This window comes from Ochrobactrum sp. SFR4 (assembly GCF_019730395.1).
Taxonomy (GTDB): Bacteria; Pseudomonadota; Alphaproteobacteria; order Rhizobiales; family Rhizobiaceae; genus Pseudochrobactrum.
The window spans coordinates 13,017-26,624 of the sequence record NZ_JAAPBB010000002.1 but is presented as its reverse complement, the minus strand read 5'-3'; the positions used below and the strand labels follow the sequence as shown (position 1 = coordinate 26,624).

Here is a 13,608-nt window from a genome sequence, read left to right as displayed (position 1 = left end):
AACGAACTATTCCTGCTTTTGCCGCTGGCGCAGTTTCATGATCGATTTCAGCACGGTTTCCGGTGTGGCCGGTGCATCCAGCTCCGGTGAAAACTGGTGATCCGCAATCGAAGCAATGGCATCGCGGATTGCCAGCCAGACGGAAATGCCAAGCATCAGCGGCGGTTCGCCAATAGCTTTGGAACGGAATACCGTTTCCTCGCGGTTCGGTGCATTTTCTAATATCCGCACATTGAAGATTTCCGGCACATCACGCGATCCCGGAATTTTATAGGTCGAAGGGCCTGCCGTGCGTAACCGTCCGGCTTTATCCCACCATAACTCCTCACAAGTGACCCAGCCCATCCCTTGCACGAAAGCACCTTCAATCTGGCCAAGATCAATCGCCGGATTAAGCGGAAAGCCGACATCCTGCAAAATATCCGCCCGCAGGCAGCGCGTTTCACCCGTCAGAGTATCCACTGCCACTTCGGCAACAGCCGCACCATAGGTGAAATAGAAAAACGGGCGACCGCGCATCGTCTTGCCGTCCCAATGAATTTTCGGCGTCGCATAATGGGCAGCTTCCGAAAGCTGCACACGCTTTGACCATGTGAGTTTGGCAAGTTCGCCAAAAGACATGGATTCATTGCCCGCATAGACACGGTTGCCACGGAAAATGATCTCGCTTTCTTCAGTACCATAATGTTCTGAAGCGACCTTAGTCATGCGGCTTTTGATTGCCGTTGCTGCTTTAAAGGCTGCCATACCGTTGAGATCAGAACCGGTCGAAGCAGCCGTTGCTGAGGTGTTCGGCACTTTGCCGGTCGCTGTCGCCGAGATACGCACCATGTCCAGATCAATCTGGAACACTTCAGCCACCACCTGCGCGACTTTGACAAACAATCCCTGCCCCATTTCCGTGCCGCCATGATTCAGGAAAACCGAACCATCCTGATAGACATGCACCAGAGCACCCGCCTGATTGAGCGCTGTGAGATTGAACGAGATACCAAACTTCACCGGCATCATTGCCAGCCCGCGACGGATCAGCGGATTACCCGCATTATAGGCATCAATCTCCGCACGCCGTTTTTGCCATTCGCTGCTGTTCAGCAGAGTTTCGGTTACCTGTACCAGCCGGTTATCTTCAACCTTCTGCCCATAAGGCGTTTCATCACCTGTCTCGTCACCGTAATAATTGATAGCACGCAGTTGATTGGGATCAAGTTTCAACTCACGGGCAATCGTATCGACAATCGCTTCAATCGCGATAATTCCCTGCGGCCCGCCAAAGCCGCGAAATGCCGTATTGGACACAGTATTGGTTTTGCAAGCATGGCCGATGAAATGCGCATGTTCAATGAAGTAGGAATTATCAGCATGGGTCAGCGCACGGGCTATCACCGGCCCTGTGAGATCCGGCAGGTTTCCGGCGCGGGCAAGAAACTCAATATCCAGTCCTTTGATCCGCCCGCGACTATCGGTTCCGGCCTGCCAATGCACCACAAAATCATGGCGCTTGCCGGTGGCGATCATATCATCGCGGCGCTTGAGACGCATTTTACACGGGCGTCCGGTTTTAGCTGCAACAAGTGCCGCAGCACAGGCAATAATCGTCGCCTGACTCTCCTTACCGCCGAAGCCGCCACCCATACGCCGCACCTGACATTCTACCGCATGGGCATGAAGCCCCAGCACATGCGCCACATGATGCTGCACTTCGCTCGGATGCTGGGTCGAGGAATGCACCAGCATATCGCCGTTTTCCTGCGGCCAGTTTTCACCGGGAATGGCATAGGCAATATGGGTTTCGAGATAGAAATGATCCTGTCCGCCCATGGAAAGACGGCCGGAAAACTGATGTTCCGCATTGGTAATGGCGGTTTTGGCATCGCCCTGTTGCACCACCTGTTGCGGAATCACATAACTCTTTTGCCGGTGTGCTTCTTCCACATCCAGCACCGGTGGCAGTTCTTCAATATCCAGCTTCACCAGCTTGGCTGCCTTATAGGCCGCCTCAAAACTGGTCGCGGCAATCACCGCAATTGCCCGTCCCTGATGGTCAAGCAGTTCCTCAGCAAAAAGCGGTTCACCGGGAAGCCCCGGCGAAACATCATTGATGCCCGGAATATCATGCACATCCCAGATACCGATAACACCGGCCTGCGCCAAAGCCTCGCTAGCATCCATGCTTTTCAACCGGCCATGGGCAACCGGTGATAAGATAAAAGCCGCATGAAGCGTATCCGGCAGCTCCGGCATGTCATCAATATAAATTGCGGCACCCGCCACATGGCGGCTCGCGGAATCATGAACAACACCATGTCCGACAATACTGCGCTCGACTTTGCCTACGTTTTCCGGCGTCGGAAAAGGCTGATTAAGTGCGATCATAGTGCCATCACCTCCACCACTTCACCGGCCAGATCATGGCGCAGGCGCTCAACCAGATTTTGTGCCACCATCAGCCGGTATTCGGCACTGCCGCGCCAGTCACTTAAAGGCGCAAGCTCTGTGGCAATAGTCTGCGCACAGGCCGCAACTGCAGCTCCATCCAGCGCCTTGCCGGTCAGCGCCTGCTCGGCACTTTTCACCCGTTTTGGTATCGCTGCCATACCGCCAAAGGCAATACGGGCATCTGTTACAATACCGCCCTCACGCGTCACACGAAATGCACCGCAAACAGTGGAAATATCCTGATCGTAGCGCTTGGAGATTTTATAAACGCGGTAATCCTGTGTGGCAGCCAGCTTCGGAAGCGTGACCGAGGCAATCACCTCATCACTGCGCAATTCTGTTTTGCGGTAATCAAGAAAGAAATCTTCCAGCGGCAATGTGCGCCTACCATGAGCACCAGCCAGTTCAATCTCAGCGCCAAGACCAATCAGCGCTGGCGGCCCGTCCCCGATCGGACTGGCCGTGCCGATATTACCGCCAATCGTGCCCTGGTTGCGGATTTGCACAGAGCCGAAACGGCGCAGCAAAATAGTGAGTGACGGGTAATGATTGCCGATAGTCTTCAGCACCTCCGCCCATGTCACCGCAGCGCCAAACCGGAAGGACGTTGCATCCTCACGGATATCGCGCAATTCACGCACATGCGCCGTCGAGATCACTTCATTCCAGTCACTGTGATAATCGGCCAGCGCCACACCAAGATCAGTCCCGCCAGCCAGCAGCAGGCTCTGCGGATATTGCGCGCGCAGTTCCACCAGTTCTTTAAGTGTCTGCGGCTGATGGTAGGTTGAGCCATTATGGCTGAAACCCGATTGCGGGCGGATATCCTGTAAAGAACCGGAAAGCGGTTGTGCTACCGGTGCGCCACCTTCTGCAATCACCTTGCGTGCAGCTTCGACAATCGGGCGATAACCGGTGCAACGGCAGAGATTACCCGCCAGCGTATCATGGATCAGCTGATCGTTGGCTTTGGCACCGGTACTGGCACAATCCGCAGCCAGTCCGCTCAGCGACATCACAATACCGGGTGTACAGAAACCGCATTGCGACGAACCGTTTTCGGCCATTGCTGCCTGCACCGGATGAAGCTGTGTGGTTTTTAACCCCTCAACTGTGACCAAAGCTTTGCCGTCCAGCTGCCCCATTGTGAGGATACAGCTGTTAACAGCGCGGTAGCGAAACGCTCCGTCATCCTTGTTTGATTGTGGTTCACCCGCCGCAGTGTCAGCCTGCGCAATAGCATCCATATCTGTGCCGATTAAAACGGAGCACGCCCCGCAATCCCCCTCGGCACAGCCTTCTTTCGTTCCCTTGAGCCGCGCCTCCCCGCGCAACCATTCCAGAACCGTTGTATCTGGCCGGATCTGAACATCCTGCCGGTGACCATTCAGAAAGAAACGGATCATCTGTGTCATACAACCAGATTGTTACGCCTCTGAATACTCGTCAAGATGTGGCGTGACAAATGCGGCAAATTAGCTTTGAGTTGCGTTTTAAAGCGACATTTCCGATCTGTTTCATGCCGCTTTTAAACTATGTGGATTCGAAGCATCTGACCGGATGGTCAAATACTCCTGCCAGAAATCGTGAAATTTTGCTGCGGGAAGTAATATTCCTCCAGATTATTGCCTGCACCGCCACGATCAACCACCAGAAAATCCGAAGTCTCATCCAGTGCCAGCAGCGGATGATGCCAGACATTGCGGTGATAATTCACGCCCTGATTGCCCCGCGCCAGAAATGCCACCGGCGTGTGCGGAACACCATTATTATCATCTGCAACCACCACCAGATAGTCGCGTCCGCTCAGCGGCATAAAGGCTTGTGAACCCAGCGGATGCCGTTCAACCATCTTAATGGTCAGCGGCAGCTCCCAAGGCTTGCTGCGGAAGATATTAATCAAAACATGAGCATCCTCACCAATAACATCGGCTTTCGCCAGCGCGTGGTGACGTTCGGTAATATCCCAGTTGATGAGCTTAACTTCACCCAAACCGGTTTCGATAATATCCCCGAAAGGTGCGAAATTTTCCGGCGTCAAAGCCTGTACCGGCAAATTGATCAGTTCCATTTTATTGCCCTGCCGGTTTGTGATTTTCGTGCCAATGGCGGGCAATATCAATACGCTTGGCGACCCAGACTTTGTCATGGGACTGCACATAATCCAAAAAGCGCTCCAGTGCTGCGGCGCGCCCCGGACGGCCAACAAGGCGGCAGTGAAGACCGACAGACATCATCTTCGGTGCGCCTTCCCCGCCCTCGCGGTAAAGCACATCGAAGGTGTCTTTCAGATAATTGAAAAACTGGTCACCGGCATTAAAGCCCTGCGGCGTGGCAAAACGCATATCATTGGTGTCGAGCGTATAAGGCACGATCAGATGCGGCCCTTTTGGCCCTTCGATCCAATAAGGCAGTTCATCGGCATAGGAATCAGCGGAATAGACAAAACCACCCTCTTCCATCACCAGCTGCAGCGTATTGTCGGAAGGTTTGCCCTGATAGATACCGTAAGGACGCTCGCCGGTCAGTTCTGTATGCAGGCGTACCGCTTCCTGAATATGACGGCGTTCTTCTTCTTCTGTGAAATCCTTATATTCCAGCCAGCGCAGACCATGACTGGCGATTTCCCAGCCCGCTTCTTTCATCGCTGCAACGGCTTCCGGATTACGTTCCATCGCTTTGGTCACACCATAGACTGTCACATCCATATTGCGCTTGGTGAACATGCGCCACAACCGCCAGAAACCGGCACGGGCACCATATTCGTAGATCGATTCCATATTCTGGTTGCGCTGTTTCGGCCAGCTTTGCGCGCCGACAATTTCGGAGAGCAGGCATTCGGAACCGGCATCCCCGTCCAGAATGCAGCTTTCGCCGCCCTCTTCATAATTAACCACAAACTGCACCGCGATCTGTGCGCCGTTCGGCCAGCGCGGATCCGGTGTATGACGGCCATAACCGATAAATTCCCGATCACCACATTTCTGCATATTCTGCTCCCCAATTGTCTTTGCGCAGATTGATAAAACAACCACGCTTTTGTCAATGTTAAATTGTCGACAATTTTAACAATAATTGTCGATTATACTATATCGGGCGGATAAGCAGGACAAGTCTCCGAAAAGCCTTTATAGACACTCTGTTATTATCGTGATGCCTGCCGGAAAGTCTCTTTGATGTCTCTGAAATTCGATACGCAATTTGATCCGGCCTATGGTGAAGCGGTACAGATTGCACCGGATATTCTGCGCGTTACCGTGAATAATGCCAATGCATTTACCGGTTTTGGTACCAACAGCTATATTATCGGCAAAGACCAGCTCGGCATTATTGATCCGGGGCCTGAAGATGAAGCGCATCTCGAAACCTTGCTGCGCATCATTGCGGGCAGACCGCTCAGCCATATTTTTGTCAGCCACACCCATCGCGATCATTCACCACTTAGCTCAAGGCTGAAGCGCGAGACAGGCGCGACCATTGTTGCACAGGGCCCGCATCAGTCTGCCCGCCCGTTATTTGACGGCGAGAGCAATGCACTGGATGCCAGTGTGGACACAGATTTTGCACCTGATATTTGCGCCAAAGACGGTGAGATTTTCACCAATTCTGACTGGGCATTAGAGGTAATCCATACCCCCGGTCATATGGCCAATCATGCCTGTTTTGCCCTGAATGATCGTGGCATTCTGTTTTCCGCCGATCATGTCATGGCATGGGCAACCACGATCGTCGCACCGCCGGACGGCTCAATGCGCGCCTATATGCACTCTCTGGAAAAGCTGCTCAAACGAAAGGATGTTCTGTATTTTCCGGGGCATGGCGCACCGATTGCCAAACCGCACCGTTTTTTGCGCGGACTAAAAACACATCGTAAGATGCGTGAACGGGCAGTACTCGAGCGTGTGATGCAGGGTGATGAAACCATCGCTCAGATGGTTGCTGCAATCTATCGTGACACCGATCCGCGCCTCTTTGGCGCTGCGGGGCTTTCGGTGTTTGCCCATCTGGAAGATCTGGTATCTCGCGGGCTGGTTGTTACAGATGGCGACCCAATGCCGGATAGTCTCTACCGGCCGGCTCACAGCATAATTCCTTAAACCTGGATCAGTTTAAGGTAAAATTATGCCGTACATATAAAGTGTTAGAGCGGTTTTTGTGCACCAAAAGGGCGCACGGCGCTCTAATCCTTATTCTTCCGGTGCATCCGGCACGGCATTGCGCATTTCCAGATCAAGTGCATTAAAAAATGTATCAATCAATCCGGCATTGAACCCCATATCATAGCGCCCGTAACGCGAGACAGAACGCATATCAACTGTGGTTTGTTCGGCTTCGTCCCTGAGCCGCACCACCACATCGCTGTGCAAACCCAGAATGAAGGTTTTGGTAGTTGCCTCGACACTCACATCCATGTCCTCACCGGCAATACCGGACGTGCGCCCTACAGCAAATCCCTGCTCCTTCAACACTTTAAGCACAGCTTTTAAGACGTGATCCTGCGCACTGTCATATTGCCTGCCACTCACTTCCGGATAGGCAGAAATTTGCTGCAACATATCCGGCACAGCATCGGTACTCAGACTATTTTGCACAGTCAGATCACCCAGCCCCAGTTTTTGAAGCAGCTGCACGCGAAAATCCGGCTTATAATCCTGTAGTAAATCCTGCTCATTACTCATAACAGTATTGAATTGCACAGAGTTTTCGAGATCGGTGGAAACATCATGAATACGCGGTGTGCCGCTGATCTGCCCCAGCACGAGCGCAGGCGGGGTCAACGTGACCAGCGCGATAAAACAGGCGCGCATGGCCCGCCGCCCTCCGGCATCGCCGCTGCGCCATAAATTATAAAAAGATTTAGCTGAAAGCAGCAAAGCCACCAGAGCAAAAAATACCGCAAGTGTCACAATAAACACCAGATCCGGCTGCTGTATCAAACCGAAACGATGTGCTGTAACCGCAGCGATGAGCAACCCCAGACCGGCTAAAGCGCAAGCCGGTGCATATTTCGCCGACCGCGAGGAACGACGTCTCACTTTGCGCCGGATGTAATAATTTTCAAGCATCACTTGCCGCACTGCCGGTTATAGAGCGGTTCCGGTAAACACGGAATCGTAAAACCGCTCTGTCTCTTTGTTTTACGCATCGAGGCGGGTAAAGAAATCAGTCCCGCGAAGGCGCTTCGCACAATATTCAGGGTCTGCCGAGCATAAACAATACGCGATCCGCATCACCGCCTGCAAGAACTGTTCATTTCATCAGGTAGCAAAAGAGGTAAAGATCTGTGATTAACGATAGATAAAAGAGAAATATTTTTATTTATCATGATATTATAACAAATCACTAAAATGAGATTGCATCAAATCCACAAACTGCCACAATCAGTTTGCGGATAAGAAGAATTATACAGCCGGAGACGCTCCCCCAATGAGGCAAACGCCCTCCTCCACCGACGAAAACCTGATAGCCGCGTCTGAGGAGAACGCGTCTTTAGAAGCAGTTGAAGTTGAATTTGCCCTCGGCGCTCAGGATGTTCTGACCGATGGCTTTGATCTGTCGCTGGCCAAAGCTGCTGAAATTGTCGGCGGTGAAGTCCTGTTTAATATGCCTGCGCTGGACACTACCAATGCGCAACGTATCGGTGCCATTCTTGTGCCGTCCGCCATGCAGGATCAGGTTGTTTTCGTTACTTTACTGAATGACGGGATTACTCTTTCCCACGCACCGCTCTCGGGCAATAATGTTCTGTTTGAAAGCCTCGGCCGCAATTATGCTGCCGTTATGGGCAAGCTAAAGAACGATTTCTGAAATCATTCAAACACTTGTTATATCATTGCGCAGAGACCGGAGCAGGCTCTGCCGATGCAGGTTTTGTCTTTATTTTAGAATGGGTTTTATTATCTTTCTGCGAAACAGATTCATTGGGCGGCGCAGTTTCACTCACCACATTCGGTGCCGCGTGCGCGGTCATATCCCGCAGCAGCCTGAACTGCACGCCTTTCTTCTTCAGCGCCAGAATACCTTCTGCCACACCGGCACCGGAGACACGTTTCGGCTGATTGATATGTGAAATAATCACATCACCGTCTTTGGCATAGGATATACGTTTGGCAACCGTTGCCGCAGGCAGGGATGCGCCGCGATCACCATTAAGCGAATAACCGGCAACCTTATAGCCCATGCCCTCAATCTGGCGCACTGCATCAGTGGAATAACGGGCTGTCGCGTCACGGTACCATTGCGGCTGTTTGCCAAAGATTGCAGTGATCTTGTCCGCACCGCCTTTGACCTCTGCTTCAATTGCAGCAGGTGTACCGGCTGTCGGAATACCATACATGGTTTTCAGCACGGTAATTGCAGGCACATGCTCCGCCCCGTGATTTTCAATCGCGAATAAATCCGGATGCGCTTTGAGCACTTCAATCGCCGCCTGATTACGGCGCAGCCAGCGCGCAGTCACAAACAAGGTCGCCGGAATTTTCTCCCTCACCAGAACATCAAGAATACGATGGTCGACATCGCCCGAACAGGCATCCAGTGTCAGTGCCACCTGTATCGGATTTGATTTTCCTGCAAGATTAAGCTGCGGCTCAATAATCAGATGGCGCTGCGAAATTTTAGACGAGAGTAAGGCTTCATCCGCTGCAAACGCAGCAGTTGTACCAATGCTCAGGCTTAAGCCCAATACTAAGGATTTAATGACAGACATCTCGCACGGCTCGTGATTCAGTGATGAACTTATAGCACCATAAACTACAAATGCGCCGGATGAAGCATCCGGCGCATCATTCTGATTATTTACAAAATTACTTCGCTGCCGCAATGGCTGCCTGCGCCGCAGCCAGTCGTGCAATCGGCACGCGGAACGGAGAGCAGGACACATAATCCAGACCGGTCTTTTCATAAAAGCCAATCGACGCCGGATCGCCGCCATGTTCACCGCAAACACCAAGCTTGATATTGGCCCGCTGTTTGCGACCACGCTCAGCGGCCAGTTGCACCAGTTCGCCGACCCCGTCGAAATCCACCGTTACAAACGGATCTTGCTCGATAATGCCCAGCGCCTGATATTGGGTGAGGAAGGATGAAGCATCATCACGCGATACACCAAAAGTGGTCTGTGTCAGGTCATTGGTGCCGAAGGAGAAGAACTCAGCCGTCTCGGCCAGTTCCCCTGCCCGTAAGGCTGCACGCGGCAGTTCGATCATGGTACCAACCATATAATCAACCTGCACGCCGCTCTCGGCAATGATCTGTGCGGCCACTTTATCAATCCGCGCTTTCACAAAATCCAGCTCGGCTTTGATACCGACCAGCGGCACCATAATTTCCGGAATAACCGCTTCACCGGTCTCTTTGGCAGCGGCAATCGCCGCTTCAATAATCGCACGGGTCTGCATTTCAGCAATTTCCGGATAGGAAATAGCCAGTCGGCAACCGCGATGTCCAAGCATCGGGTTAAACTCATGCAGGCTTTCCGCACGCTCGGTCAGTTTGTCGACATCAACGCCCATGACATTGGCGACTTCGGCGATTTCTTCCGCAGTCTTAGGCAGGAATTCATGCAATGGCGGATCGAGCAGACGGATTGTGACCGGCAGCCCCTGCATGATTTCAAACAGCTCGGTGAAATCATCACGCTGCATCGGCAGGAGTTTATCCAGCGCAACACGGCGGCCTTTTTCATCCGACGCCAAAATCATCTCACGCATAGCGAGAATACGCGGCCCCTCGAAGAACATATGCTCGGTACGGCACAAGCCAATCCCTTCCGCACCGAAGGATCGCGCTGCACGGGCATCCGCCGGTGTTTCCGCATTGGTGCGTACTTTCATGCGGCGGGCTTCATCTGCCCAAACCATCAGCTTGCCAAAGTCACCGGAGAGCTCCGGCTGCTGCATCGCTACAGTGCCTTTCAGCACCTGCCCGCTGCCGCCGTCAATGGTGATGATATCGCCTTTTTTGAACGTACCGCCTGCGGTCAGCATCGTACCATTGCGATAGTCAATACGCAGCGTACCGGCACCGGAAACACAAGGCTTACCCATACCACGCGCAACCACGGCCGCATGGCTGGTCATGCCGCCGCGCGAGGTCAGAATACCTTCCGCCGCATGCATACCGTGAATATCTTCAGGGCTGGTTTCAATGCGCACCAGAATGGCTTTGCGACCTTCTGATTTCAGCTGTTCCGCATCTTCCGAAGAGAACACGATCTCACCGGTTGCCGCCCCAGGAGAGGCTGGCAGGCCGATACCGATGACATGGCGTTCGGCTCTCGGATCAATGGTCGGATGCAGCAGCTGATCCAGCGATGCCGGATCAATACGGTTGACGGCTTCTTCTTTGCCGATCAGCCCTTCCCCGACCATTTCCACGGCCATTTTCAGCGCGGCTTTAGCAGTGCGCTTACCCGAACGGGTCTGCAGCATCCAGAGCTTGCCGCGTTCAATGGTGAATTCCAGATCCTGCATATCGCGGTAATGCTGCTCCAGACGATCAGCGATTTTAAGAAATTCAGCAAATGCGTCCGGCATGAGTTTCTCAAGCGACGGACGCTCGGAACCGGCCTCAATACGGGCTTCTTCGGTGATATTCTGCGGGGTGCGGATACCGGCCACCACATCTTCGCCCTGCGCATTAACGAGGAATTCGCCATAGAGCTTGCGCTCACCGGTGGAAGGGTTACGGGTAAAGGCCACGCCGGTTGCCGATGTATCACCCATATTGCCGAAGACCATGGCCTGCACATTAACGGCAGTGCCCCAGTTTTCCGGAATATTGTGCAGGCGGCGATAGGTGATCGCGCGGGCATTCATCCATGAGGAGAACACGGCGGAGATCGCACCCCAAAGCTGCGCTTCCGGATCCTGCGGAAACGGCTCACCCAGCTCTTCCTCAACCTTGGCCTTGTACTGGTCGATCACACCGCGCCAGTCGTCTGCAGTCAGATCGGTATCGACATCCAGATCGAGACTGGCTTTGGCATCATCGAGAATTTCTTCAAAGAAGGAATGGTCAACGCCCAGCACCACATCCGAATACATCTGAATGAAGCGACGATAGCTGTCATAGGCAAAGCGCTCATCATTGGCCTCGGCTGCGATTGCAGCAACCGTATCATCATTGAGGCCGAGATTAAGCACCGTATCCATCATACCCGGCATGGATGCACGGGAACCGGAACGAACTGAAACCAGAAGCGGACGGGTTGCATCTCCCAGACGGCGACCGGTCAGCGCAGTGATATGTTCCAGCGCAGCTTTGACCTGATCTTTCAGAATTTCAGGATAAGTCCGGTCATGGTCGTAATAATAGGTGCAGACATCGGTGGTAATGGTAAAGCCCGGAGGCACCGGCAGTCCGAGACTGCTCATTTCAGCAAGGTTCGCACCTTTACCGCCCAGAAGATTACGATCACTTGCAGCGCCATCAGCTTTGCCGTCACCGAAGTGATATACCCACTTAACCATTCCCGTCCTCCTGTTATGTCCGGCTCAGGCTGAATGTAAGTCATGATAACCGATACCGGATACACGCATTCTGCTTAAGCGATAGCACTGCCGCGGGCTACTGAAAAATACAGAAAAACGGTAACAAAGCGCAACGCAATGCTTGTATATTTGTTTAAATCGATTTTGCGGAATTCGTTTCCGGTTTATTGTCTGAACAGATGAATAATTTACGGCGGCACAGAAAGCGATTTCATCTGCATTTCCGCAACTTAACGGAATCAGCTGAGAGTTTGATTCCGGCACATGAAAACGATACGGAATCTGCTATCAAGAAGTGCCATTCTCAACCTTGTTTCGGGGATCAATATGCGTAAAACCGGAAAACTCGACTATATAGAAATGCCTGCAGGCCAGAGCGGTCTGAAGGACGTCAAAGCCTTTTACGCTGATGCCTTCGGCTGGAGCTTCACCGATTACGGCCCCGATTATGCCGCCCACTCCGAAGGATTAGACGGTGGTTTTTATCAGGGCGATGAGGCGAAAAATGCCAAGCCACTGCCGGTGCTCTATTCTGAGTATCTGGAACAGACACTGATTGATGTTGAAAAAGCAGGCGGCAAAATTGTCAAACCTATATTCAGTTTTCCCGGTGGCCGCCGGTTCCACTTCACTGATCCGTCCGGTAATGAACTGGCCGTGTGGAGCGAGAATTAAGCCTTATCAGATACCGTATTAATAACAGGCATGGCACCAGAAATGATGCCATGCTCGTTTAGTGAATATCTTCCTCACGGGCGCAGTTTTCCGCTTCCATCTGCAAAGTCGTATGATGGAGATCATATTGCTCCTGCAACACCTGCTCAACTGCACGGCGCACCGTTTCACCATTCGCCTCAGGTTGCAGCACAATATGTGCGGTCAGGGAATGCTGGCTTTTGGTCAGCGACCAGACGTGCAGATCATGCAGTTCCGCAACACCTGAAACGCCCAACACAGATTGTTCCAGCTTGCGCAAATCCAGTCCGACCGGCACGCCCTCCAGCAGAATATTGATACATTCCTTGAGCAGCACCCATGTGCGCGGAAACACCATGAAACCGATACCGACAGCAATAACCGAGTCCACCCATTGCCAGCCCGTCAGATAGATAATCACCGCGCCGGCGATGACACCGACAGAGCCCAGCATATCCGCCCAAACCTCAAGATAAGCGCCTTTGACATTCAGGCTCTCATCCTTCTTGCCGCTGAGCAGCCGCATTGAAATGAGGTTCACAATCAGCCCGAAAACCGCAACAACCATCATGCCGACAGACTGTACTTCTGCAGGCTGATACAGACGCTCATAAGCTTCATAGAGAATATAGAATGCGACGAGCAATAACAGCACGGCATTGATTGCTGCCGCCAGAATTTCAAAACGGGAATAGCCATAGGTACGGAAAATATCCGCCGCACGCCGTCCCAGATAAATCGCGATTAGCGCAAGTGCCAGAGCGAAAGTATCCGTCGCCATATGCATGGCATCAGACAGCAGTGCCAGACTTCCGGTAATATAACTGCCGATAATCTCGGCAATCATGAAACTACCGGTCAGGCCTAAAGCAAGCCAAAGCCTGGGGATAGGCGTTGCACTCACATCCGCATGATTATGATCACCGCTCATTACCAACCCTTTGCTTCAAAGAAGCTTACACACCTCTAATATACAAGA

At 52.6% G+C, this 13,608-nt stretch carries 11 protein-coding genes; 3 read left to right on the top strand and 8 right to left on the bottom strand.

From position 1 onward, the window contains the following. Window positions 1-6: 6 nt before the first annotated feature. From xdhB to puuE, 4 genes are all read right to left on the bottom strand, one after another. On the bottom strand, window positions 7-2,376 hold the full coding sequence (gene xdhB / locus HBA93_RS02360) for a xanthine dehydrogenase molybdopterin binding subunit (protein ID WP_221722216.1): 2,370 nt from the start codon (window positions 2,374-2,376) through the stop codon (window positions 7-9). Then, complete coding sequence (gene xdhA / locus HBA93_RS02355) at window positions 2,373-3,854, bottom strand: xanthine dehydrogenase small subunit (RefSeq protein WP_221722215.1); 1,482 nt, start codon at window positions 3,852-3,854, stop codon at window positions 2,373-2,375. The genes xdhB and xdhA overlap by 4 nt, the downstream gene beginning before the upstream one ends. Before the next feature lie 149 nt (window positions 3,855-4,003). Then, on the bottom strand, window positions 4,004-4,510 hold the full coding sequence (locus tag HBA93_RS02350; RefSeq protein WP_221722214.1) for an ureidoglycolate lyase: 507 nt from the start codon (window positions 4,508-4,510) through the stop codon (window positions 4,004-4,006). Between the two features lies 1 nt (window position 4,511). After that, window positions 4,512-5,429: an allantoinase PuuE gene (gene puuE / locus HBA93_RS02345; protein WP_221722213.1), complete on the bottom strand. Its 918-nt coding sequence runs from the start codon at window positions 5,427-5,429 to the stop codon at window positions 4,512-4,514. Window positions 5,430-5,615: 186 nt separating this feature from the next. Here puuE and HBA93_RS02340 point away from each other — a divergent pair, with 186 nt between their 5' ends. Beyond that, entirely contained in the window at window positions 5,616-6,536 is a 921-nt protein-coding gene (locus tag HBA93_RS02340; RefSeq protein WP_221722212.1) for an MBL fold metallo-hydrolase, read from the top strand. Between the two features lie 90 nt (window positions 6,537-6,626). Here the strand turns inward: HBA93_RS02340 and HBA93_RS02335 are convergent, their stop codons facing one another. After that, window positions 6,627-7,475, bottom strand: coding sequence for a DUF1499 domain-containing protein (locus HBA93_RS02335; protein WP_163026141.1), 849 nt, complete (start codon window positions 7,473-7,475; stop codon window positions 6,627-6,629). A gap of 391 nt (window positions 7,476-7,866) precedes the next feature. On the opposite strand from HBA93_RS02335, the gene HBA93_RS02330 reads away from it, so the two are divergent. Continuing rightward, window positions 7,867-8,247, top strand: a complete 381-nt coding sequence (locus HBA93_RS02330) for a hypothetical protein (protein WP_221722211.1) — start codon at window positions 7,867-7,869, stop codon at window positions 8,245-8,247. Between the two features lie 22 nt (window positions 8,248-8,269). Here HBA93_RS02330 and HBA93_RS02325 read toward each other — a convergent pair whose 3' ends face one another. Further along, complete coding sequence (locus tag HBA93_RS02325) at window positions 8,270-9,148, bottom strand: polysaccharide deacetylase family protein (RefSeq protein ID WP_221722210.1); 879 nt, start codon at window positions 9,146-9,148, stop codon at window positions 8,270-8,272. A gap of 97 nt (window positions 9,149-9,245) precedes the next feature. Further along, window positions 9,246-11,912 carry a pyruvate, phosphate dikinase gene (ppdK, locus tag HBA93_RS02320; protein ID WP_221722209.1) on the bottom strand — a complete coding sequence of 889 codons (2,667 nt, stop codon included), beginning with the start codon at window positions 11,910-11,912 and terminating at the stop codon, window positions 9,246-9,248. Window positions 11,913-12,260: 348 nt separating this feature from the next. On the opposite strand from ppdK, the gene HBA93_RS02315 reads away from it, so the two are divergent. Continuing rightward, complete coding sequence (locus tag HBA93_RS02315; protein WP_221722208.1) at window positions 12,261-12,608, top strand: VOC family protein; 348 nt, start codon at window positions 12,261-12,263, stop codon at window positions 12,606-12,608. A 58-nt stretch (window positions 12,609-12,666) separates the two neighbouring features. Here HBA93_RS02315 and HBA93_RS02310 read toward each other — a convergent pair whose 3' ends face one another. After that, entirely contained in the window at window positions 12,667-13,560 is an 894-nt protein-coding gene (locus HBA93_RS02310) for a cation diffusion facilitator family transporter (protein WP_122093355.1), read from the bottom strand. Window positions 13,561-13,608 lie beyond the last annotated feature (48 nt).

Excerpts from the sequence above, each read along its gene's own strand:
- HBA93_RS02350 (WP_221722214.1), bottom strand. The coding sequence starts at position 4,510 with ATGGAACTGATCAATTTGCCGGTACAGGCTTTGACGCCGGAAAATTTC.
- puuE (WP_221722213.1), bottom strand. The coding sequence starts at position 5,429 with ATGCAGAAATGTGGTGATCGGGAATTTATCGGTTATGGCCGTCATACA.
- ppdK (WP_221722209.1), bottom strand. The coding sequence starts at position 11,912 with ATGGTTAAGTGGGTATATCACTTCGGTGACGGCAAAGCTGATGGCGCT.
- HBA93_RS02325 (WP_221722210.1), bottom strand. The coding sequence starts at position 9,148 with ATGTCTGTCATTAAATCCTTAGTATTGGGCTTAAGCCTGAGCATTGGT.
- HBA93_RS02315 (WP_221722208.1), top strand. The coding sequence starts at position 12,261 with ATGCGTAAAACCGGAAAACTCGACTATATAGAAATGCCTGCAGGCCAG.
- HBA93_RS02310 (WP_122093355.1), bottom strand. The coding sequence starts at position 13,560 with ATGAGCGGTGATCATAATCATGCGGATGTGAGTGCAACGCCTATCCCC.
- xdhA (WP_221722215.1), bottom strand. The coding sequence starts at position 3,854 with ATGACACAGATGATCCGTTTCTTTCTGAATGGTCACCGGCAGGATGTT.
- HBA93_RS02330 (WP_221722211.1), top strand. The coding sequence starts at position 7,867 with ATGAGGCAAACGCCCTCCTCCACCGACGAAAACCTGATAGCCGCGTCT.
- xdhB (WP_221722216.1), bottom strand. The coding sequence starts at position 2,376 with ATGATCGCACTTAATCAGCCTTTTCCGACGCCGGAAAACGTAGGCAAA.
- HBA93_RS02340 (WP_221722212.1), top strand. The coding sequence starts at position 5,616 with ATGTCTCTGAAATTCGATACGCAATTTGATCCGGCCTATGGTGAAGCG.